Here is a 22,259-nt window from a genome sequence, read left to right on the forward strand (position 1 = left end):
CTCATGTCCTTTCCCCTCCTTACCGTCACGGCCGCCCTTCCGGCGGTCGGCGCGATCGCCACCGCCGCCGTACCGGCCGCGAAGCGCACCGTCGCCAAGTGGTCGGCGCTGGGCTTCTCGGTCGCGACGTTCGTACTGGCCGTGATCGTCCTCGTCCGGTTCGAACCGGGCGGTGAGCGCTACCAGCTCACCGAGTCCCACGCGTGGATCAAGGACTTCGGGGTCCGCTACGAACTCGGCGTGGACGGCATCGGCGTTTCGCTGGTCGCGCTGACCGCGCTCCTGATCCCGTTCATCATCGCGGCGGGCTGGCACGACGCCGACCCCCTCGAAGACAAGAACCCCAACCGCCGCTGGCGGCCCACCCAGGGCTTCTTCGCCCTGATCCTGGCCGTCGAGGCGATGGTGGTGGTCTCGTTCGAGGCCACCGACGTCTTCCTCTTCTACATCTTCTTCGAAGCCATGCTCATCCCGATGTACTTCCTCATCGGCGGCTTCGGGGACCAGGCGCACGAGCACGGCGACGACGAGGCGGCCAAGCAGCGCTCGTACGCCGCCGTGAAGTTCCTGCTCTACAACCTGGTCGGCGGCCTCGTCATGCTGGCCGCCGTCATCGGGCTGTACGCGGCCAGTGCCGACCAGCTCGGGCACGGCACGTTCTCGCTCCAGGAGATCCTCCAGGCGCGCGCGGCCGGCAAGTTCGACCTGGCCTCCTCCACCGAGCGGTGGCTCTTCCTCGGCTTCTTCTTCGCCTTCGCGGTGAAGGCGCCGCTGTGGCCGCTGCACACCTGGCTGCCGAACGCGATGGGGGAGTCGACCGCGCCGGTCGCGGTGCTCATCACCGCGGTCGTCGACAAGGTCGGCACCTTCGCGATGCTGCGCTACTGCCTCCAGCTCTTCCCGGAGGCCAGCAAGTGGGCGACGCCGGTGATCCTGGTGCTCGCGGTGATCAGCATCATCTACGGTGCCCTGCTGGCCGTCGGCCAGCGCGACATCAAGCGGCTGATCGCCTACGCGTCCATCTCGCACTTCGGCTTCATCATCATGGGCATCTTCGCGATGACCACCCAGGGACAGAGCGGCGCCGCGCTCTACATGGTCAACCACGGGATCTCGACCGCCGCGCTGCTGCTGGTGGCCGGCTTCCTGATCAGCCGGCGCGGCTCGCGGCTCATCGCCGACTTCGGCGGTGTGCAGAAGGTGGCGCCGGTGCTCGCGGGCACCTTCCTGATCGGCGGACTGGCGACGCTGTCGCTGCCGGGGCTCGCCCCGTTCGTCTCCGAGTTCCTGGTGCTCGTCGGCACGTTCAGCCGCTACCCGGCGCTCGGCATCATCGCGACCGTCGGCATCGTGCTCGCCGCGCTCTACGTCCTCGTCCTGTACCAGCGGACGATGACCGGGCCGGTGAAGGCGGGCGTCGAGGGGATGAAGGACCTCAAGGTCCGTGAGATCGCCGTGGTGGCTCCGCTGATCGCGCTGCTGCTCTTCCTCGGCGTGTACCCGAAGCCGCTCACGGACATCGTCAATCCGGCGGTCGGCCAGACGCTCTCCGACGTGCACAAGACCGACCCCAAGCCCGCGCTGGAGGCGACCAAGTGAGCGGAACAGCCGTCCACAGCCTGTGGACAATGGCGGCCCCCGCCGCAGACAAGATCCCCGCCCCGAAGATCGAGTACACCCAGCTGTCGCCGGTCCTGATCGTCTTCGGGGCAGCCGTCGTCGGGATCCTCGTCGAGGCGTTCCTGCCCCGTAAGTCCCGCTACCTGGGACAGATCGCGGTCAGCGTCATCGGCCTCGCCGCCGCCTTCGCCGCCGTGGTGGCGCTGGCGGCCAGGGGCTACGGCACCACCAAGGCGCATGTCGCGGCCATGGGAGCCGTCGCCGTCGACGGCCCCGCGCTCTTCCTGCAGGGCACGATCCTGCTGGTCGGGCTGGTCGCGGTGTTCACCTTCGCGGAACGCCGGCTCGACCCGAAGGCGCACGGTCGCAAGGTCGACTCCTTCGCCGCCCAGGGCTCCGCCGTTCCCGGCGGCGACGCCGAGAAGGCCGCGGTCAAGGCCGGGTTCACCACCACCGAGGTCTTCCCGCTGCTGCTCTTCGCGGTCGGCGGCATGCTGATCTTCCCGGCCGCGTCCGACCTGCTGACGCTCTTCGTCGCGCTCGAGGTCTTCTCGCTGCCGCTGTACCTGCTCTGCGCGCTGGCCCGCCGCCGGCGCTTCATGTCGCAGGAAGCCGCGATGAAGTACTTCCTGCTGGGAGCCTTCTCGTCGGCCTTCCTGCTGTTCGGCATCGCGCTGCTCTACGGCTACGCGGGCACCGTCTCGTACTCCGGCATCGCCGCCGTCGTCGACGGCACCGCCAAGATGACCCCGGCGCTCGCCGCCACCACCGGCAACGACGCGCTGCTGCTCATCGGCACCGCGATGGTCGCGATGGGGCTGCTGTTCAAGGTCGGCGCCGTGCCGTTCCACATGTGGACCCCGGACGTCTATCAGGGCGCCCCGACCCCGGTGACCGGCTTCATGGCCGCCGCCACCAAGGTCGCCGCCTTCGGCGCGCTGCTGCGGCTGCTGTACGTGGTCCTGCCGGGCATGCGCTGGGACTGGCGGCCGGTGATGTGGGGCGTCGCGATCCTGACGATGCTGGTCGGCGCGATCGTCGCCGTCACCCAGACCGATGTGAAGCGACTGCTGGCGTACTCGTCGATCGCGCACGCCGGGTTCATCCTCGCGGGTGTCATCGCCACCACGCCGGACGGCGTCTCGTCGGTGCTCTTCTACCTCGCGGCGTACTCCTTCGTGACGCTCGGCGCCTTCGCCGTCGTCACCCTGGTCCGCGACGCGGGCGGCGAAGCCACCCACCTGTCCCACTGGGCCGGCCTCGGCCGCCGCTCGCCGCTGGTCGCGGCGGTCTTCGCGGTGTTCCTGCTGGCCTTCGCGGGCATCCCGCTGACCTCCGGCTTCGCCGGAAAGTTCGCGGTCTTCAAGGCGGCGGCCCAGGGCGGCGCGATGCCGCTGGTCATCGTGGGTGTGCTCTCCTCGGCCATCGCCGCGTTCTTCTACATCCGCGTGATCGTGCTGATGTTCTTCAGCGAACCGAAGCCCGACGGCCCCACCGTCGCCGTCCCGAGCGCCTGGACCTCCACGGCCATCGGCATCGGCGTGGCGGTGACGCTCGCGCTGGGCGTCATGCCGCAGTACTTCCTGGACCTCGCCGACAAGGCGGGCGTCTTCGTCCGCTGAACAACGACACCACGGGAACGGCCGTCGAACGCTTCAGGCGTTCGGCGGCCGTTCCTCGTTTCAGCCCGCCGTGCGCGGGATGCGGCGGTTCCAGGTGCGGTGGAAGACGGTCTCGTCGCCGGAGTGGCAGGTGACCTCGTTGAAGGTGACGAAGTGCGTCGCGTCCGCCTGGATCTCGGATCTGGTGTCGACGCTGACGTCCCAGCCGAGGTCCGGGCGGCGCAGCCGGACGTGCCACAGGGAGCGGGTGGCGGCGGAGAGCGGGTCACCGGACTCGATGCGGTAGGTCTCCAGGGCGTCCTCGGTGAATTCGAGGCCGTCGGGGTAGATCCGGGTACCGCCGTGGCGCGGGTCGACGTCCAGCTGCCAGGCACCGGTCGCGACATCGCGGGTGACGAGCCGTTCGGGGCGCGGCTCGGGTGCGCCGGGGAAGATCACGGGGAGCGGTGGAGCCTGTTCCGGTTCCTCGAAGTACAGCGGGATCGCGGACGGCGACGGGGCGCGGACCGGCAGGTCGAGGGCGCTGTCGGCAGCCTCGATGGTGAAGCCGGAGGCGTGCTCGGGCTGCGGGTGCGGCCAGATCCACGGCCAGTAGGCGGAGGACAGGGCGAGCCGGATGCGGTGGCCGTGCGGGAACGCGTGGCCGATGCCGTTGAGCTCGAACGCGATGTCCTCGGTGTGGCCCGGGGTCCACTCCACCGCCCGGTCCCGGCCGTGCCGCGCCAGCAGGTTGAGGGCGCCACGGGTGACGAGCGTGGAGGAGCCGTCCGGGGCCACGTCGCAGACCCGGGCGATGACCTGGCCGCGCGGCGCGTCGCAGCGCAGCCGCAGCCGGACCCGGGGGCGGCCGAGGACCTCGACACGGTCGGTGAGCGGCGCGGAGTCGAAGCAGACCGAGCGGCCGTCCTCCTCGCGCTGCTCCGGCGGCAGGTCGGCGTCGTTGCCGAACGGGAAGAAGCGGCCGGCGTCGATCCCGGTGTGCTGCGGGGAGTCGACCCGCACCGGGCCGCCGGGCAGCGCGTACGGGGTGTAGGTGACGGCGGGCGACGGCCAGCTGTCCTCGCCGACCCAGCGGCCCGGCAGTTCGTCGTAGACCGTGGCCGGCGGGTGCGACTCGCTGATCCAGGCGCGCAGCAGGGGATCGTCCATCACCCCCGTGGCCTTGTCCTTCAGCCAGTGGTCCCACCAGCGCAGTGTCTCCTGGAGGAAGCCGATGGCGGGCCCGGGCGGCCGCCCCCGGTCGGGGTACTGGTGGGACCAGGGGCCGATCAACCCGCGGACGGGTGCGTCCAGATGTTCGACAAGGCGCAGCACGGTGTCCCGGTACGGGTCGTGCCAGCCGCCGACGGTGAGGACGGCCGCCTTGACGGCGGAGTAGTCCTCGCACACGCTGCCGTGCTGCCAGTACGCGTCACGGCTCTGGTGGCCGAGCCACGTATGGATGAACGGATCGACGGCTTCGAGCCGTTCGAGCCACATCTGCCGCCAGCTGTCGCCGACCGCCGTGGGATCGGGCGGCCGGCAGACGAAGGCGAGCATCGTCGCGGCCCAGGCGTGCATGTCGACGGCGAGGACCGAGCCGCCCATGTAGTGCACATCGTTGTCGTAGCGGTCGTCGGTGGAGCAGACGGTGACGACGGCCTGGAGGGCCGGTGGCGCGAGCGCGGCGATCTGCAGGCTGTTGAAGCCGCCCCAGGAGATGCCGAACATTCCGACCCGGCCGGTGCACCAGGACTGCGCGGCCAGCCATTCGACGACCGCGACGCCGTCCGCGAGCTCCGCGGCGTCGTACTCGTCGCCCGGCAGCCCCTCGGAGTTGCCGTGGCCCCGTACATCCACCCGCACGGAGGCGTAGCCGTGACCCGCGTACCAGGGGTGCCGCTGCGAATCGCGCGGCGCCGTCCAGTCGTACAGCCGGTACGGGAGGTACTCCAGCAGCGCGGGCACCGGTTCGTCGGCGTACGGCCGCCAGATGCGCGCGTACAGCCGGGTGCCGTCGGGCAGCGGGATCCGGACGTCCTCGACGAAGGTCGTGTAGGGGAAATCGGTACGGATGCGCATCGGCGGGGCTCCCTTCGACGTCGGCGGCGGATCGGTGGACGGGGTCGGTGTGCGGGTCAGCGGGCGGTTTCCGTGGGACGGGGTGCCTCGTGCGGCGCAGCCAGGGCGAGATAGGCCTCCCGATCGGTCGGAATAAATGGCATCAATACGGATCATATGAGGCAAGATCCCGAACGGCCTGATGTGTATGACCTGTCCCGGCCATATAGGGGCGATGCCCCGGCAAAGATCGAGAGGGGACCGGCTACGCTGCCCGTGTAAGCAGTGCCACCCCTCAGACGCCATCTCAGCGAATGGAGTACCCCTCGTGAACGTCGTCGGGCCGTTCGGGTTGAGCGTGCGGGACGAGGCTCTCGAAGCCGACGTCCGGGCCGGGCTGTTTGCCGTGGAGGAGGGCCTCCTGGAGGCCACCAAGAGCGACGTCCCCTTCATCACCGGCGCCGCGCGCCATCTGGCCCGTGCGGGGGGCAAGCGGTTCCGGCCGCTGCTGGTCATGCTGGGCGCCCAGTTCGGCGACCCGAACGCGCCGGGCATCGTGCCGGCCGCGGTGGTCGTGGAGCTCACCCACCTCGCGACGCTCTACCACGACGACGTCATGGACGAGGCGGACGTACGCCGCGGCGTCCCCAGTGCCAACGCCCGCTGGGACAACTCGGTGGCCGTTCTCACCGGGGACTTCCTGTTCGCCCGCGCCTCGCACATACTGGCCGACCTCGGCCCCGAGGCCGTCCGCGTCCAGGCCGAGGCCTTCGAGCGGCTGGTGACCGGCCAGATCCTGGAGACCGCGGGACCGGCCGACGACCGCGACCCGATCGACCACTACCTCGACGTGATCGGCGGGAAGACCGGCTCGCTCATCGCCGTCTCCTGCCGCTTCGGGGCCATGATGTCCGGCGCGGACGAGTCGGTCGTCGACATCCTCACCCAGTACGGCGAGCGCATCGGCACCGCCTTCCAGCTCGCCGACGACGTCCTCGACATCGCCAGCGACAGCCACGAGTCGGGCAAGACCCCCGGCACCGACCTGCGCGAAGGCATCCCCACCCTCCCGGTGCTGCATCTGCGCACCCGGGTCGCCGCGGCCAACGGCTCGGCCTCCCCGGCCGACCGCCACCTCGTCGACCTCCTCGCGGGCGACCTCACCGACGACCACCGGCACGCCGAGGCACTGCGCCTGCTGCGCGCCCACCCGGCGCTGGAGCAGGCCCGCCGCGACACCGTCCGGTACGCCGACGAAGCCCGCGCCACCCTCGCCCCGCTCCCGGACTGTGCCGCGAAGCAGGCCCTGGAGGGCCTGTGCGACGCGGTGGTGTACCGCGCGGGCTGACCCCCGCCCTCGCTTCAGCCGCGGACACCCGAACGGCCGTCGAACGCCTGAGGCGCTCGACGGCCGTTCTCGCACCGGCCCCGCGAGGGGATCTCACGCCTTGACGTCCACCAGCGTTCTGCCGTCCAGGGTCCGCACCTCGTAGTGGTCGACCTCGTTCGGCTGCATGGCCGCGCCGCCGTGCATGTAGAGCGGGGTGCGCGCGGTTTCGTGCGGGCTGTCGGGGATGCCGTATCCCCAGGGGCCGACCGCCCAGGTGGTGACGGTCTGCTGGTCGCCGTTCTTGCCGACGGCGACGAGGCTGCAGCGCAGCGGGCCCTTCACGTTGCCGAGTTGGAGGACGACGTGGCTGCCCCAGGCCTTCTTCTCGACGCCGATCGTGGCGCTGACCTTGGTGGCGGGGTCGGTGCCGGAGACCTTGGCGGAGGCCGGTATCAGGTTGAAGGCGTCCTCGGCGGGCCCGCCGTGGGCATGTTCGGCGACCGCCGAGGTCCTGTCGCCGGAGGTGGCCTGGACGGCGATCAGCGGGCCGCCGATGATCAGGACGGCGGCGGCCGCGACCAGGAACATCCGGCGGCGCCGCGTCCTGGCGCGGACCTCGGCGACCTCGTCGAGCAGCCGGCCCAGCAGGGCGTCGTCGGTACTGCCGGGAACGGGAAGGAACGCGCCGGGGCCGGGGGTCGCCGCCGCGTACTCGGCGAGCAGGGGTTCGAGGCCCGCGAGCGAGTCGAGTTCCGCCATGCAGAGCTCGCAGCCGGCCAGATGTGTCTCGAACCGGGTGGCGTCCGCGTCGTCGAGGAGCCCGAGGGCGTACGCCCCCACGTCCGCGTGCTGCTCCTGCGGCGACGTCATGATGTCGTCACTCCTCGTTCCTCGAGCGCCAGTTTGAGCGAGCGCAGCGCGTAGAAGATCCTCGACCGCACTGTTCCGGCGGGTATGCCGAGCACCGCGGCGGCGTCCTCGACGGTGCGCCCCCGCAGATAGGTCTCGGCGAGCACCTGCCGGTGGGCGGCCGTCAGATCGGCCATCGCGTCGGAGATGGTCATGAACCGGAGCACCTTGTCCATCTCGTCCTGGGCAGGCAGCAGCTCCAGGGGGCCGGGATCGACCTCCTGGGGGCGGGCCTGCCGGCTGCGATGGCCGTCGATGACCAGCCGGCGCGCCACCGTCACCAGCCAGGGACGGACGGATCCGGTGGCGCGCTCCAACTGGTCGCTGTTGCGCCAGGCGCGCAACAGCGTTTCCTGCACGACGTCCTCGGCCCGGTGCCGGTCCCCCGCGACCAGCCGCAGTACATAGGCGAGCAGGGGTCCTGCGTGCTCCTTGTAGAGCGTCCGCATCAGCTCTTCGCTCGGTTCCGTGGCCACGGGCGAATCCTTCCGCACCCGATCCTCCAGGTCGAGACCGTCTGGGGATTGATCAACAGCGGATGAGTATCCGGATCAGTATCCGGAGGTGTCGCCGCCGGTGCTCATGCCGGCGCTGCTCGCCGCCTTCTTGCCCTGCGGGCTGCTCACGAACCACGTCCCGCCGACCCCCTGACCGAGGGTGTCGCCGGCCTTGGTGTCCTTGGCGAAGCGGTAGAGCGGCCAGCCGCCGAGGGTGAGCTGCTTGCTGCCGTCGGCGCGGGTGACGGTGGAGACCAGGCTCTTGTCGATGCCGGTCACGGTCACGCTGTCCTTGGCGAGGGCCGGCGGCCACTTCACGGCGCAGTCGCCCGAGCAGTTCGACGCCGACGGGTGCGCGGTGTCCTTGTCGAAGCGGTAGAGCGTGCGGCCCTGGTCGTCGGTGACCATCGCGGCGAAGGACGGGGTCTTCGCGGCGATCAGGGCGCCGGTGGGCGCGGGCTGCTGCGCTGCGGGCTTGCCCGCGGGCTGCTGCGAGCCCGGCTGCGAGGTGGCCGGCGGCGTCGAGGGCTGGTCCTGCGCACCCGACGCGTCGGAGTCCGTCGGGCCGCAGGCGGTGACGGCGAGCGCGAGAACCGCGATTCCGGAAGCGGCGAAGAGACGGATACGGCTGGTGCGAATGGACTTGGACATGGCGGTTCCCCCTGGTGGCAGTGCGTGGATGCTGCGACGTTCGCCTCCATCCATACGCAGCGGCCGCGCCCGCCCACTCAACGATCCGCGAAAAAAGTTTTGGGAGATTCGCTCAACAACCCATCCTGGCCCGGCGATTGTGCGGTATACGCAAACGGCTCCCGTCCGACTCAACGCCGGAGCCGTGATTCTCACCGCACTTCCGCGTTGAGCGACGGCCGCCGGAGGGCGCGTATGAACCCCTGAGACGCCGGGGCGTGGGGCACCGGCCACAGGGGAGGACTTTTCATGAACGGCATCAGGAACCGCATCGGGAACCGTCGCACCGCGATCGCGCTCGCCGTCACCGCCGCCGCGGTCGCGGGCGGCGTCTCGCTGGCCGTGCTGCCCGCCTCCGCGGACGGCAACGCGGCCGGGAACGGGAACGCGGGCCACGACATGAGCTCCATGGCGTCGATGGCGATGCCCGGGTCGGCCGGATGGGGCGACGACAGCATCAGCACGCAGAGCGGCAGCGGCGGGAGCAGCGGCGGTGCCGACCGCGGCAAGGCCGTCTACTTCGTGGCGAGTCTGACCGGTGCCAACGAGGTGCCGGTGGCGAACGGCCCCGCGGTCGGCGACAAGGACGGCAAGGCCGTGGAGTTCCTGAAGATCCAGGGCAACCAGGTCTCGTTCGCCATGAAGTGGAAGGGCATCGCCCCGCCCACCGCCGCGCACATCCATCAGGGCGCCGCCGGTAGCAACGGCGGTGTGAAGATCCCGTTCTTCGCCGAGAAGCTGCCCGGCAGCGTCTACTCGGTGACCGGCTCGGTCACCGTCGACGACGCGAAGCTCCTCTCCGACCTGCGGACGAACCCGGGCGGCTTCTACGCCAATCTGCACACCGCCGAGTTCCCGGGAGGTGCGGTCCGCGGCCAGCTGCACGCGCTCAGCTCGTCGATCGACTTCTCCAAGGCGCTCTCCGACCTGCAGGCTTCCGTGGTCAAGGGCCAGCAGATCTACGCGTGCACCAAGCAGCCGGGTGGCGGGTACGCGTTCACCCAGGACAACGTGAAGGCGCACCTCGGCGCCGGTATCGAACACTCCTTCGTGCGGCCCGCGGCCGGTCCGCCGCAGTGGATCGCCCCCGACGGCAGCGCGGTCACCGGCGCGGTCCTGACCAGGACGCCGAACGGCCAGGGCAACATCCCCGAGCTGGACCTGCGGGCCACCCAGTCGGGCAAGCGGGACGGCGTGCTCGCCGGCACCCAGGAGATCCTGCGGCTCAACACGGCCGGCGGCGTGGCCCCGGCCGGCAGCTGCGACCCGTACAAGACCCCCAGGGTCGGGGTGGACTACCGCGCCGACTACCTCTTCATCGGCAAGTGAGGGTTGCCCCTGAGCTCCTGGGCGCCGGAGGGCCGGCCGAACCCGGCTGAACGGGTGCGAATGCCTCCGAACGGGGCCCCCGCCGGGCTCTCCGGTACCTCCGGGCGTTCCACCGACCCGTGTACGCCCTCGGGGTTCGTCATCCCGGGGGCGTACACAGGGTTGCTCCCGGCGGCTGATGTGCTGGGGCTTCCGGTTTGGTGGGATTGGTATCACCACCTCAGGGGCGGATCGGGTGACAATGGACCCGAGAGGTGGACGAGTGCACGGCATCGTGGCCGCCGCTGACGACGGAGGTAGGAACGCAATGGCACGGATCCAACCGACGCAGGTCCCGGAAGCGGGAGACACCGGAGGCACCGGGGGAGAGGGCAGAGGTCCAGGTCGCCGCAAGGCGATGCGGTACGCGGTCCCTGTCGCGGTGGCGGGGGTGGCGGCGGCGACCATCAGCCTCGTCCCGGCTCTCGCCGACTCCGGTAACCCCGATCTGCCGAAGATCACGGCAGAGCAGTTGCTGACGAAGATAGCCGCGTCCGACACCCAGACGGTCTCGGGCTCGGTCAAGATCACCACAGACCTCGGACTGCCGTCCTTCCTCGGCGGCGCCACCGGCGGCGGCAGCCCCTTCGGCGGTGCGGGCGGGGACGACAGCGGCAAGGGCCGCAAGGGCAGCGGTTCCGCCGCCGACCCCAAGGCGCAGCTCACCCAGCTGCTGGCCGGCAGCCACACGCTGCACATCGCGGCCGACGGACCGGACAAGCAGCGCGTCTCGATCATCGAGAAGGCCGCCGAGTACAGCGTCATCCACAACGGTGACCAGGTCTGGGCGTACGACAGTTCGTCCAACCAGGCGTACCACTCGACGCTGCCGAAGTCCGCGGGCAAGGCCGGCACCGATCACGCCAAGCAGCTGCCCGACGACTTCCCGAGCACCCCGCAGGCCGCGGCCCAGCAGGCGCTCAAGGCGGCGGGCCCCCACACGTCCGTCTCCGTCGACGGCACGGCGAAGGTCGCCGGGCGCAACGCCTACCAGCTTCTCGTCCAGCCCAAGGGCGGCGACTCCACGGTCGGCACGATCCGTGTCGCGGTGGACGCGTCGACCGGGGTGCCGCTGAAGTTCACGCTGACGCCGAAGACCGGTGGCAAGGCCGCGATCGACATCGGCTTCACCAAGGTGGACTTCGGCAAGCCCGAGGCCGGCACCTTCCAGTTCACCCCGCCCAAGGGCGCCAAGGTGACGGAGGACAAGGCCGACGGGGCCGCGCTGAACGACAAGCGGGCGGGCAAGGACGGCGCGTCCGCCCTCGAAGGCCTGAACGTCCTGGGCGCGGACTGGAATGCGGTCGCCGAGATCAAGGCGCCCAAGGGCGCCCTGCCCGGGTCCGACTCCGGATCGCAGTCCGGGCGCGGCCGGAACGACAAGAACGTGCAGGGGCTGATCGACAGCTTCGGCAAGCACGTCACCGGAAGGTTCGGTTCCGGCACGGTCTTCTCCACCCGGCTCGTCAACGCCCTGATCACCGACAACGGCACCGTGTACGTCGGTGCTGTCAACCAGGACGCTCTGCTCAAGGCCGCCAACGCGGCTGCCAAGTAAGCCCCTTCGTCCGCCCGGCCGTGTCACCGGCCGGGCGGGCTCTTGTCCTCCTGCAGAGGAAGTGCGATGGAAGAGCCGTCCGCCGGGACCGGTACCGGGAGGCCCGGGACCGCGGCCGATGCCGAGGCCGTGATCGAGACCCGTGGTCTGACGAAGCAGTACCGGGGGACGCTCGCCGTGGACGGCCTGGACCTCACGGTGCCGCGCGGCAGCGTCTTCGGCTTTCTCGGGCCCAACGGCTCGGGCAAGACGACCACCATCCGGATGCTGATGGGCCTGATCGAGCCGACGGCCGGGACGGCCGCGGTGCTGGGCCGCCCGATGCCGCGCGCCGGGCGCACGGTGCTCCCGAAGGTCGGCGCGCTGATCGAGGGACCGGCGCTCTACGGCTTTCTGTCCGGCCGCGACAACCTGGTGCGGTACGACTCCGCCGATCCCACGGCGGACCCCCGCACGCGCACCGCGCGGGTCGGGGACGCGCTCGACCGGGTCGGCCTGGCGGCCGCCGCGGGCAAGAAGGCGCGGGCGTACTCGCTCGGCATGAAGCAGCGGCTCGGCCTCGCGTCCGCGCTGCTGCAACCGCGCGAGCTGCTGGTGCTGGACGAGCCGACGAACGGCCTCGACCCGCAGGGAATGCGCGAGATCCGGTCCCTGATCAGGGAGTTGGCGGCAGACGGCACGACCGTGTTCCTCTCCTCGCATCTGCTCGACGAGATCGAGCAGGTGTGCTCGCACGTCGCCGTCATGGCACGCGGCCGGCTCATCACCCAGGGGACCGTCGCGGAACTGGCGGCCGGCACGCGCGGCCGGCTCGCCGTGACGACCCCCGATCCGGCGGACGCGGTACGGATTCTCAAGGAGCACGGCGTGACAGATCTGATCGTCCTGGACGACAAGGTCACCGGCGAGCTGCCGCCCGACCCGCCGGACGCCCCCGATCCGTCCGATCCGTCCGATCCGTCAGCGCCGTCCGAAGCGGCGGCACCGGCCGGACCGCTGGACCTCGCGGACCTCAACGCGGCCCTGGTGGCCGCCGGGGTGCGGGTCCGCGGCTTCGGAGTCGAACGGGCCTCGCTGGAGGACGCGTTCGTGGCACTGACCGGGGAGGGCTTCGATGTCGCGGGCTGAGGCCGGAACGGTCCCCGTCGTCCGCCCGCTGAGCAGCGCCCTCTGGTCGCTGGGGCTGTTCCGCAGCGAGCTGACGATCGTCTTCCGCCGCTGGCGGACCGTGGCGCTGCTGGCGGTGCTCGCCGGCGTGCCGCTGCTGGTCGGTATCGCGGTGAAGATCGAGACCCGCAACGGCGGTTCGGCCGGCAGAGGCGGCGGCGGGGGAGACGGCGCCGGTCCTGCGTTCATCTCGCAGGTCAGCAACAACGGCCTGTTCCTGAGCTTCGCCTCGCTCGCCGCGACCCTCCCGGTCTTCCTCCCGATGGCGGTCGGCGTGATCGCCGGTGACTCCGTCGCCGGCGAGGCGAACTCCGGCACGCTGCGCTATCTGCTGGTGGCCCCCGCCGGCCGGACCCGGCTGCTGCTCGCCAAGTTCACCGCCGTGGCCGCCTTCTGCGCGGTGGCGACGCTGGTCGTGGCGGGCGCGGCACTGGCGGTCGGCGCGGCGCTCTTCCCGCTGGGGGACGTGACGCTGCTGTCGGGCACGACCATCTCGTTCTCCGACGGCCTGGTGCGCGCCCTGATGATCGCGGCGCTGGTCGCGGCCTCGCTGGTGGGCGTCGCCGCGATCGGGCTGTTCATCTCGACCCTCACCAACAGCGGTATCGGCGCGATGGCGGCGACGGTGGGCCTGGTGATCACCGTGCAGATCGTGGACACGATCCCGCAGCTGCACGTCGTCCAGCCGTATCTCTTCCCGCACTACTGGCTGAGCTTCGCGGATGTCCTGCGGGCCCCGGTCTACTGGGACGACATCGTCAAGAATCTCGGTCTGCAGGCGCTGTACGCGGCGGTGTTCGGCTCCGCCGCGTGGGCGCGGTTCACCTCGCGGGACATCAGCGCGTGAACCTCGGCGCGTGAAGCGGGCCGCCCCGTGCGGCATCCGCTTCCCGCCGAAGCACCGTCATTCCGCGAAGAACTCCTTCGCCCGGCCGAGCGCCGCGGTGTCCTTCAGTACGTCGCCGGGCTCGCTGCCGTTGCCCGTCAGCACGCCGCCCCACTCCATCCTCAGGTAGTTCGCCGTCTTCTCCAGCGTGCCCGCGAGGGCGTCGGCGTCGGCGGGGTCCTGCCCCGCCAGGGCCGTGATGCCCCAGAGCTTCCGTCCGGCCATCCGGGGCTTGAAGTCCACGCCCGGTACGCGCATCCAGCCCGACCAGTGGTCGAGGTAGCGCTTGGTGGCGGTCGAGACGCTGTACCAGTAGAGCGGCGAGGCGATCACGAGGTCGGTCGCGCCGAGGGTGGCGTCCAGCAGGACCTTGCCGTGGCCGGTGGGCGCGGGGTAGCGGCCGTCGCCCTCGTGGCGCAGATCCTCGAAGTCCGACAGCGGCAGATCCGTCAGCCGCAGCCACTGCTGCTCGGCGCCGGGGGGCAGTTGCTCTGCGGCGTGCCGCGCCAGGAGCTCGGTGTTGCCGTCCGCGCGAGGGCTGCCGAGAAGGAAGAGGAACGTCCGCTGAGTGTGCATACGCATTTATTGCACGCGCATGTAATTCTCGTCAAGGCCGTTCGGTCGTAGCGCGTCGAGGCCGGTCGGGATGGGTCGGCGCGGAGGCGGAACGAGGCGGGAAGGGGTGAGGCGTTGGGCTGCGGCCCGCAGATGCTGTCATCTGCGGGCCGCTGAACGTGACCCTGCCGCTGAGTTGCGGTGGTCTTCGTGGCGACCCGGAGTCGGCGGACTGGACAGGTAGTGATCAATCGCCCGGGAGGCGCATCCATTCCTTCACATGCTAGTGGGATGTACCAGACATTTGTAACCAATCGCCATGTCGCTGACGACGGTATCCGGTTGATGGCCACTCGACTGGCTCAGCACGCCGAAGGTGCCGGAATCCGGTGGGAAGCGTCAGCGGGTTCGCCGGGCCGCCAGCGAGCGCAGCGCGTCGTACGCGCGCTGGATGAATGTGCTGTTCATGGCGGGAGCGGTGTATCGCCATCGCGTCACGGCCGGGCCGGAGCGCCGTCGGCCTCGGGAGAACCGCCGCCGGAACCGCCGTCGAGGGTGCGGGAGGGTGCCAGGGTGCCGGCGATCGCGGCGACGACCGCCGTGTGCTGCTGGTCCGCGAACCCGTCGTCGGGGTCGTCGGAGACGGCGGACGTGTCGCGTGGCGCCAGGCCGTCCTCGTGCTGGATGCCGGCCATCAGCTCCCAGGTCCCCGGATCGAGGTACGGCTCCTTCGGACAGCTGCCGACGATCATCAGCTCGCCCATCAGGTCCCACTCGCCGACCTCGGCCCAGATGTCGATCCAGGCCGGGAGCCACGCGGCGAGATAGTCGCCGATGTCGTCCGGGAGGTCCTCCGGCCGGCGGCCCCGGTCGGTCGCATGGAAGACCGTGTGCGTCATGCTGTAGCCGGTCATCCAGTCGATGAGCCAGGGTTCCGGAGTGTTCCCGAGCCAGGTGGCGCGGATCAACTCCTCCCGGTCGCCCGCCCGTCCGGTGCCTTCGAGGCCGGCGACGCGCACCGCGTTGGCGACGGCGAGGGCGCGGTTGGGATGGTGCTCCACGTTGCGCACCGACCGCAATCCGGTGACGTGCCGGAGCAGTTGCTGCATCGGCTCATGGCGGTAGCCGCCGCGGGCGAGGTGCGCGTACGTCTCCAGCGAGTCCGTCATGAGCGGGTAGCGCAGCAACCGCGCGTAGAGCGGGTCTCCCTCGCCGAACTGCCCCCAGGCGTGGAGGCGTCGGCGTCAGGAGCTTTTGCGTGCTTCGATGAGGAAACGAGTGGTATGAGCGACGAATGAACCGTCCGTCCGGATCTGCTCGTCCAGGGCCTTCAGCTCGGTCCGGTACTGCTCGACGGTGAAGCCCGGGACCATCCAGATGACCTTCCGGAGGAAGTAGATCACCGCGCCGATGTCGTGGAACTCGGTGCGCAGCGTCTCCATCCGCAGATCGAGGACCTCCAGCCCGGCGGCCTCGGCCGCGGTCCGGGCGTCGTCCGGATGCCGCCCGCGCTTTACCTCGGCGGGCAGCGGGCCCAGGAAGTACTCGACGAGCTCGAACACGCTCGCGGGGCCGACCTGCTGCGAGAAGTACGTTCCGCCGGGCCGCAGTACCCGCGCGATCTCGGTCCACCACGTGGTCACCGGATGGCGGCTCACCACCAGGTCGAACGCCGCGTCGCCGAACGGCAGCGGCGGCTCGTCCTCGTCGGCGACGACGACCGCCCCGAGCGGATGCAGCAGCGCGGTGGCCTTGGCGACGTTCGGCGGCCAGGACTCCGTGGCGACGGTCAGCGCCGGAAGCCGCGGCACCCCGGCGAGCACTTCTCCGCCCCCGGTCTGGATGTCCAGCGCCGCGGTGGACCGTGCCATCCGCTCGCCCATGGCCCGCGCGTAGCCCCAGGAGGGCCGTTCCTCGCTCGCCCGCCCGTCGAGCCAGGAGAAGTCCCAGCCGTCGACGGACACGGTCTCGGCCTCGGCCACCAGTTCCTCGAAGCTGCGCATCATGCCCCCAACCCTGGCATCGCGTCCCGGCCCGGGCCAGCGGATTTCCGGGGGCGCAGGGCGGCTTACGCCGGGGCTGTTGCCTTCGCGGCCATCGCCGTCGCGGCGTCGCGGGCCGCGGTGCGGGTGCGGTGGGCGTTGTGTAGGGCGTCCCAGGTGAGGAGGGCGAGGGCACCCCAGACGAGGGCGAACCCGGCCCAGCGCTCGGGGGGCATGGCCTCGTGGAAGTAGACCAGCCCGAGGAGGAACTGGAAGACCGGAGCGAGGTACTGCAGCAGCCCGATGGTGCTGAGCGGGAGGCGGATGGCGGCGGCGCCGAAGGCGATGAGGGGGCCGGCGGTGACGAGGCCGCAGGCCATGAGAAGAGCGGCGTGGCCGGGGCCCTCGCCGGTGAAAGTGGCGTTGCCCTGGGCGCCGAGGAAGATCAGATAGCCGAGCGCGGGCAGGAACTGCACGGAGGTCTCGGCGGCCAGCGACTCCAGCCCGCCCATGCCGACCTTCTTCTTGATGAAGCCGTAGGTGGCGAACGAGAAGGCGAGGGTGAGGGCGATCCACGGCAGCCGCCCGTACCCGATGGCCAGGACGAGGACGGCGGCGACGCCGATGCCGACCGCGGTCCACTGCAGCGGCCGCAGCCGTTCGCGCAGCACCAGGACGCCGATGGCGATGGTGACCAGCGGATTGATGAAGTAGCCGAGCGAGGTCTCGACGACATGGCCGGAGTTGACGCCCCAGATGTACAGGCCCCAGTTGACGGAGACCACGGTGGCGGCGACCGCGAGCAGGCCGAGCCGTTTGGGCTGCCGCAGCAGCTCGGGTATCCAGGCCCAGCGGCGCATGACCAGCAGGATCACCGCGACGACGGCGAGCGACCAGACCATCCGGTGGGCGAGGATCTCCAGCGCTCCGGCGGGCTTGAGGAGCGGCCAGAAGAGCGGGAAGGTGCCCCAGAGCCCGTAGGCGCCGAATCCGTACGCAAGGCCCGCGCGGTGCTCGTTCACTGGTGGCGACAACGGATGCTCCTCGGGCAGATGCCAATGCTCGAAGGTAGCGCCGTCGAGCCCCACCTGTCATGGCCGTCTTGCTTAACGGTCATGACAGGTGGGGCTTAACGGATGCCGGACCAGGATCCGCAGGTCGGAGCGGTAGGGCCGGCGGGCGGGTCAGACCTTCAGTGCCTCGGCGAGCGTCACCGTGAACGGGGTGGTCGGGCGGCCGATCAGCCGGGCCAGGTCGCCGGTGGCGATGGCGAGCCGGCCGCGCGCGATCGCGTCGTCCACGTCGGCGAAGATCTCGGCGAAGTCCGCGGGCATGCCCGTGCCGGTCAGCAGCGCGCGGAAGTCCTCGGTGGGCAGGTCGGTGTAGACGACCTCCTTGCCGGAGTGCTTCGCCACTTCGGCGGCGTACTCGCCCAGCGTCCAGGCGGTGTCGCCGCTCAGCTCGTAGGCGGTGTTCTCGTGGCCGTCCCCGGCCAGCACGACAGCGGCCGCGGCGGCGTAGTCCTGGCGGGCCGCGCTGGCGACCCGGCCCTCGCGGGCGCTGCCGACGACGGCGCCGTGCTCCAGCACCGTGGCGAGCCGGCTCGTGTAGTTCTCGGTGTACCAACCGTTGCGCAGGAACGTGTACGGCAGCCCGGACGCGAGGATCAGCTGCTCCGTCTCACGGTGGGCGGAGGCGAGCAGGAAGTCCGCCTCGGGCCCGCCGAGTATGCCGGTGTAGGCGAGCCGGGCCACCCCGGCCTCCTTGGCGGCATCGATCACCGCGGTGTGCTGCGCCACCCGGCCGTGCAGATCGTTGCTGGAGATCAGCAGCACCGTGTCACCGGGGTGGAGGGCGGCCTTGAGCGTCTCCGGGCTGCTGTAGTCGGCGATCCGCAGCTCCACGCCGCGGGCGGCGAGGTCGGCGGCCTTGTCCGCGTCGCGCACCACGGCGGCGATGCGGTCGGCGGGCACGCGCTCCAGCAGCTCGTCGATGACGAGGCGGCCGAGCTGTCCGGTGGCTCCGGTGACAACGATGCTCATGGTGAGTGCTCCCTGTAGTAACGACGTGGCCGGTGACTGCGCCGGACCGGCTGATGCACTCACCCTAGGACCTGCACTAACCAATCGAAAGTACCCACTTTGAGGTAAGGTACTGGTATGAGCGTAAGTATCGAGCCCAGTGCACTGGAGCAGCTGGTCGCCAGTGGGCCCCCACGGGACGTTCCCGACGTCTTCTCGGCGGACTGCCCCTCGCGGGTGGTCCTGGAGCACGTCACCAGCCGCTGGGGCGTGCTCGTCCTCGCCGCGCTGATCGACGGGACGCACCGGTTCAGCGCCCTGCGCCGGCAGGTCGGCGGGGTGAGCGAGAAGATGCTCGCCCAGACGCTCCAGGCGCTGGAGCGTGACGGCTTCGTGCACCGCGAGGCGTACCCCGTGATCCCGCCGCGCGTCGAGTACTCCCTCACCCCGCTCGGTGAGGGCGCCGCGCGGCGCGTCTGGGAGCTCGCCTGCTGGATCGGCGGCTCACTGCCGGACGTGTTCGAGGCGCGCGCGACGTACGACGCCGCGCGCTGAACGGACCGGACCGCGAAAGGACGCCGACGAACCGGACCGCGAACGACCCCTGAACGCACCGGATCGCTGAACGCACCGGACCGCTGAACGGCGATGCCCGCCGGGGGAGTTGTCGAACTCCCCCGGGCGGGCATCCGCGTGGACCGCTCCGTCGATGTGCCGGTGTGGCGATGTGCCGCTGTGCGGTGGTGTGCCGGTCGTCAGCCGACGACCGTCCAGGTGTCCTGGCCGGCGAGCAGTGCGGCGAGGTCGCCCTTGCCCTTCTCCTCGACGGCGCGTTCCAGCTGGTCGGACATGTCGGCGTCGTAGACCGGCCGTTCGACGCTGCGCAGCACCCCGATGGGGGTGTGGTGCAGCGTGTCCGGGTCGGCGAGGCGGGACAGGGCGAAGGCGGTGGTGGGCGACGCGGCGTGGGAGTCGTGGACGAGCACCCCTGCCGTCCCTTCCACGGTCACGTCGATCACCTTGAGTTCGCCGGTGGCCAGGTCCCTGACGACGCCCTTGGAGCCCAGACCGTCCTCGGCCGGCGCGCCGAACCGGATCGGCTGCCCGTGCTCCAGCCGGATCAGGGCGTCCTGCGCCGTCTGCTGGTCCTTGAGCGCGTCGAAGGCGCCGTCGTTGAAGATGTTGCAGTTCTGGTAGATCTCCACCAGCGCGGTGCCCGGGTGGGCGGCGGCCTCGCGCAGCACCGACTGCAGGTGCTTGCGGTCGGAGTCGATGGTGCGCGCCACGAAGCTGGCCTCGGCGCCGATGGCGAGCGAGACCGGGTTGAACGGCGCGTCCAGCGAGCCCATCGGGGTCGACTTGGTGATCTTGCCGACCTCGGAGGTGGGCGAGTACTGACCCTTCGTCAGGCCGTAGATCCGGTTGTTGAACAGCAGGATCTTGAGGTTGACGTTACGGCGCAGCGCGTGGATGAGGTGGTTGCCCCCGATGGACAGCGCGTCCCCGTCGCCGGTGACCACCCAGACGCTCAAGTCCCGCCGGGAGGAGGCGAGTCCGGTGGCGATGGCCGGGGCGCGGCCGTGGATGGAGTGCATCCCGTAGGTGTTCATGTAGTACGGGAAGCGCGACGAGCAGCCGATGCCGGAGACGAAGACGACGTTCTCGCGGGCGAGTCCCAGCTCGGGCATGAAGGACTGGACGGCGGCCAGGACCGCGTAATCACCGCAGCCGGGGCACCAGCGCACCTCCTGGTCCGTCTTGAAGTCCTTCATCGACTGCTTGGTGTCGGACTTGGGGACCAACGACAGGGCCGCAAACCCCGGCGTGGGGTGGTCGGCGATGGTTGCCTCAGACATCTGCGCCCTCCTCCATGATGGCGTGAGCGAGCTGTTCGGCCTTGAACGGGAGGCCGGTGACCTGGTTGTACGAGCGGGCGTCCACCAGGTACTTCGCCCGCAGCAGGTGGGCGAGCTGGCCGAGGTTCATCTCGGGGACCACCACCTTGTCGTAACGCTTCAGAACCTCTCCGAGATTCCTCGGGAACGGGTTGAGGTGGCGCAGATGGGCCTGCGCGACCTGGCCGCCGCCGGCCCGGATCCGCCGTACCGCGGCGGTGATCGGACCGTACGTCGAGCCCCAGCCGATCACCAGGGTGCGGGCGTGCGGCTGTCCGTCGACGACGCTCGGGTCGTCGACCTCCAGGTCCGGTACGTCGATGCCGTCGATCTTCGCCTGGCGGGTGCGGACCATGAAGTCGTGGTTGGCCGGGTCGTAGGAGATGTTGCCCGTGCCGTCCTGCTTCTCGATACCGCCGATCCGGTGTTCGAGACCGGGGGTGCCGGGTACCGCCCAGGGGCGGGCCAGCGTCTGCGGGTCGCGCTTGTACGGCCAGAACGCCTCGTCGCCGTTGTCCAGCGTGTGGTTCGGGCCGGTGGCGAACTGCACCCGCAGGTCCGGCAGTTCGTCGATGTCGGGGATCCGCCACGGCTCGCTGCCGTTGGCCAGGTAGCCGTCGGAGAGCAGGAACACCGGGGTGCGGTAGGTGAGCGCGATCCGGGCCGCCTCGATGGCGGCGTCGAAGCAGTCGGCGGCGGTGGCCGGGGCCACGATCGGCACCGGCGCCTCGCCGTTGCGCCCGTACATCGCCTGCAGCAGGTCGGCCTGCTCGGTCTTGGTCGGCAGCCCGGTGGACGGGCCGCCGCGCTGGATCGCCACCACCAGCAGCGGCAGTTCCAGCGACACCGCCAGCCCGATGGTCTCCGACTTCAGCGCCACACCGGGCCCCGAGGTGGTGGTGACGGCCAGCGCCCCGCCGAACGCGGCGCCCAGCGCGGCGCCGATGGCCGCGATCTCGTCCTCGGCCTGGAACGTCCGCACACCGAAGTTCTTGTGCTTCGACAGCTCGTGCAGGATGTCGGAGGCCGGGGTGATCGGGTACGAGCCCAGGTACAGCGGCAGGTCGGCCTGCTTGCTCGCGGCGACCAGGCCGTACGACAGCGCCAGGTTCCCCGAGATGTTGCGGTAGGTGCCGGCCGGGAAGGCGGCGGAGGCCGGGGCGATCTCGTAGGAGACCGCGAAGTCCTCGGTGGTCTCCCCGAAGTTCCAGCCGGCCCGGAACGCCGCGACGTTCGCCTCGGCGATGTCGGGCTTCGTCGCGAACTTCTTCCGCAGGAACTTCTCGGTTCCCTCGGTCGGCCGGTGGTACATCCACGACAGCAGGCCCAGCGCGAACATGTTCTTCGCGCGCTCCGCGTCCTTGCGCGCCAGCCCCGAGTCCTTCAGGGCCTCCACGGTCAGGCTCGTCAGCGGCACCGGGTGGATCGCGTACGCCTCCAGCGAGCCGTCCTCCAGCGGGCTGGCCGCGTAACCGACCTTCGCCATCGCCCGCTTGGTGAACTCGTCCGTGTTGACGATGATCTCCGCGCCGCGCGGCAGATCGGCGATGTTCGCCTTCAGCGCGGCCGGGTTCATCGCGACGAGCACGTTGGGCGCGTCGCCGGGCGTGAGGATGTCGTGATCGGCGAAGTGGAGCTGGAAACTGGACACGCCCGGCAGGGTTCCCGCGGGTGCCCGGATCTCGGCGGGGAAGTTCGGCAGCGTGGAAAGGTCGTTCCCGAACGACGCCGTTTCCGAGGTGAACCGGTCACCCGTGAGCTGCATTCCGTCACCCGAGTCCCCGGCGAACCGGATGATCACCCGGTCCAGCCGCTGGACCTCCTTGGCCGGTTTGCGCTGTTCACCGAGCAGCGGCTGTCCTACGGCTGGGCTGCTGACCTGGCTGGTCACTGAATCGGACCTCCTTCGAGGCGGCGGCTCACGGACACGGTCATGACCGTTGATCCCACCCACATGGTACGGGGGTAAGGGTCACCTTCCTGGGGTTTGACCGCATCCGGAACGTCGCGCTGAGCTTCCTGTGTGCCGCGTTGTGCCACGGTTCCATCGCCCCCCGAAGCCCTCACTCGTAAGACGCTGTCGCGTGCTGCTTCAGTTCTACGACCGCGCGCATGAGCG

General features: G+C 70.5%; 19 protein-coding genes. 8 read left to right on the forward strand and 11 right to left on the reverse strand.

What is annotated here, in order from left to right:
* Window positions 1-3: 3 nt before the first annotated feature.
* Both C8250_RS25165 and nuoN read left to right on the forward strand, forming a co-directional pair.
* A complete protein-coding gene (locus tag C8250_RS25165; RefSeq protein WP_138357552.1) occupies window positions 4-1,599 on the forward strand; it encodes an NADH-quinone oxidoreductase subunit M in 1,596 nt (531 codons plus the stop codon).
* Complete coding sequence (gene nuoN, locus C8250_RS25170; protein ID WP_138357551.1) at window positions 1,596-3,242, forward strand: NADH-quinone oxidoreductase subunit NuoN; 1,647 nt, start codon at window positions 1,596-1,598, stop codon at window positions 3,240-3,242. The genes C8250_RS25165 and nuoN overlap by 4 nt, the downstream gene beginning before the upstream one ends.
* 60 nt (window positions 3,243-3,302) lie before the next feature.
* Here the strand turns inward: nuoN and C8250_RS25175 are convergent, their stop codons facing one another.
* Window positions 3,303-5,303 carry a CocE/NonD family hydrolase gene (locus tag C8250_RS25175; protein ID WP_138357550.1) on the reverse strand — a complete coding sequence of 667 codons (2,001 nt, stop codon included), beginning with the start codon at window positions 5,301-5,303 and terminating at the stop codon, window positions 3,303-3,305.
* Window positions 5,304-5,610: 307 nt separating this feature from the next.
* Here C8250_RS25175 and C8250_RS25180 point away from each other — a divergent pair, with 307 nt between their 5' ends.
* Window positions 5,611-6,630, forward strand: a complete 1,020-nt coding sequence (locus C8250_RS25180; RefSeq protein WP_138357549.1) for a polyprenyl synthetase family protein — start codon at window positions 5,611-5,613, stop codon at window positions 6,628-6,630.
* A gap of 93 nt (window positions 6,631-6,723) precedes the next feature.
* Here C8250_RS25180 and C8250_RS25185 read toward each other — a convergent pair whose 3' ends face one another.
* The 3 genes from C8250_RS25185 to C8250_RS25195 all read right to left on the reverse strand — a co-directional run bounded on the left by C8250_RS25185 (window position 6,724) and on the right by C8250_RS25195 (window position 8,669).
* Window positions 6,724-7,482 (reverse strand): zf-HC2 domain-containing protein, encoded by a 759-nt coding sequence (locus C8250_RS25185; protein WP_138357548.1) that lies wholly within the window; start codon window positions 7,480-7,482, stop codon window positions 6,724-6,726.
* Window positions 7,479-7,997 carry a sigma-70 family RNA polymerase sigma factor gene (locus C8250_RS25190; protein WP_274599403.1) on the reverse strand — a complete coding sequence of 173 codons (519 nt, stop codon included), beginning with the start codon at window positions 7,995-7,997 and terminating at the stop codon, window positions 7,479-7,481. The genes C8250_RS25185 and C8250_RS25190 overlap by 4 nt, the downstream gene beginning before the upstream one ends.
* Window positions 7,998-8,072: 75 nt before the next feature.
* Window positions 8,073-8,669, reverse strand: a complete 597-nt coding sequence (locus tag C8250_RS25195; protein WP_138357547.1) for a hypothetical protein — start codon at window positions 8,667-8,669, stop codon at window positions 8,073-8,075.
* Window positions 8,670-8,957: 288 nt separating this feature from the next.
* Between C8250_RS25195 and C8250_RS25200 the strand changes: the two genes are divergently transcribed.
* From C8250_RS25200 to C8250_RS25215, 4 genes are all read left to right on the forward strand, one after another.
* On the forward strand, window positions 8,958-10,037 hold the full coding sequence (locus C8250_RS25200) for a CHRD domain-containing protein (RefSeq protein ID WP_138357546.1): 1,080 nt from the start codon (window positions 8,958-8,960) through the stop codon (window positions 10,035-10,037).
* A 307-nt stretch (window positions 10,038-10,344) separates the two neighbouring features.
* Window positions 10,345-11,634, forward strand: a complete 1,290-nt coding sequence (locus C8250_RS25205; RefSeq protein WP_138357545.1) for a DUF2092 domain-containing protein — start codon at window positions 10,345-10,347, stop codon at window positions 11,632-11,634.
* Between the two features lie 66 nt (window positions 11,635-11,700).
* Window positions 11,701-12,762 (forward strand): ABC transporter ATP-binding protein, encoded by a 1,062-nt coding sequence (locus C8250_RS25210; protein ID WP_138357544.1) that lies wholly within the window; start codon window positions 11,701-11,703, stop codon window positions 12,760-12,762.
* Window positions 12,749-13,648 carry an ABC transporter permease gene (locus tag C8250_RS25215; RefSeq protein ID WP_187144978.1) on the forward strand — a complete coding sequence of 300 codons (900 nt, stop codon included), beginning with the start codon at window positions 12,749-12,751 and terminating at the stop codon, window positions 13,646-13,648. The genes C8250_RS25210 and C8250_RS25215 overlap by 14 nt, the downstream gene beginning before the upstream one ends.
* 57 nt (window positions 13,649-13,705) lie before the next feature.
* Here the strand turns inward: C8250_RS25215 and C8250_RS25220 are convergent, their stop codons facing one another.
* The 5 genes from C8250_RS25220 to C8250_RS25240 form a co-directional block, all read right to left on the reverse strand.
* Window positions 13,706-14,263, reverse strand: coding sequence for an NAD(P)H-dependent oxidoreductase (locus C8250_RS25220; RefSeq protein ID WP_138357543.1), 558 nt, complete (start codon window positions 14,261-14,263; stop codon window positions 13,706-13,708).
* A gap of 473 nt (window positions 14,264-14,736) precedes the next feature.
* Window positions 14,737-15,411, reverse strand: coding sequence for a hypothetical protein (locus C8250_RS25225; RefSeq protein WP_138357542.1), 675 nt, complete (start codon window positions 15,409-15,411; stop codon window positions 14,737-14,739).
* A 75-nt stretch (window positions 15,412-15,486) separates the two neighbouring features.
* Window positions 15,487-16,248, reverse strand: coding sequence for a class I SAM-dependent methyltransferase (locus C8250_RS25230; protein ID WP_138357541.1), 762 nt, complete (start codon window positions 16,246-16,248; stop codon window positions 15,487-15,489).
* Between the two features lie 62 nt (window positions 16,249-16,310).
* Complete coding sequence (rarD, locus tag C8250_RS25235) at window positions 16,311-17,258, reverse strand: EamA family transporter RarD (RefSeq protein WP_232484681.1); 948 nt, start codon at window positions 17,256-17,258, stop codon at window positions 16,311-16,313.
* A 150-nt stretch (window positions 17,259-17,408) separates the two neighbouring features.
* The gene (locus C8250_RS25240; protein ID WP_138357540.1) at window positions 17,409-18,266 is read right to left on the reverse strand and encodes an SDR family oxidoreductase; all 858 of its coding nucleotides are present in this window, start codon (window positions 18,264-18,266) and stop codon (window positions 17,409-17,411) included.
* Between the two features lie 117 nt (window positions 18,267-18,383).
* On the opposite strand from C8250_RS25240, the gene C8250_RS25245 reads away from it, so the two are divergent.
* Entirely contained in the window at window positions 18,384-18,800 is a 417-nt protein-coding gene (locus C8250_RS25245; RefSeq protein ID WP_138357539.1) for a helix-turn-helix domain-containing protein, read from the forward strand.
* A 200-nt stretch (window positions 18,801-19,000) separates the two neighbouring features.
* Here the strand turns inward: C8250_RS25245 and C8250_RS25250 are convergent, their stop codons facing one another.
* Together C8250_RS25250 and C8250_RS25255 are read right to left on the reverse strand one after the other, a co-directional pair.
* Window positions 19,001-20,101 (reverse strand): 2-oxoacid:ferredoxin oxidoreductase subunit beta, encoded by a 1,101-nt coding sequence (locus C8250_RS25250; protein ID WP_187144979.1) that lies wholly within the window; start codon window positions 20,099-20,101, stop codon window positions 19,001-19,003.
* Window positions 20,094-22,031 (reverse strand): 2-oxoacid:acceptor oxidoreductase subunit alpha, encoded by a 1,938-nt coding sequence (locus C8250_RS25255; RefSeq protein ID WP_164296594.1) that lies wholly within the window; start codon window positions 22,029-22,031, stop codon window positions 20,094-20,096. Before C8250_RS25255 ends, C8250_RS25250 begins: the two co-directional genes overlap by 8 nt.
* Between the last annotated feature and the right edge of the window lie 228 nt (window positions 22,032-22,259).

Origin of the sequence: Streptomyces sp. So13.3 (genome assembly GCF_005860785.2) — a bacterium.
GTDB lineage: Bacteria > Actinomycetota > Actinomycetes > Streptomycetales > Streptomycetaceae > Actinacidiphila > Actinacidiphila fildesensis.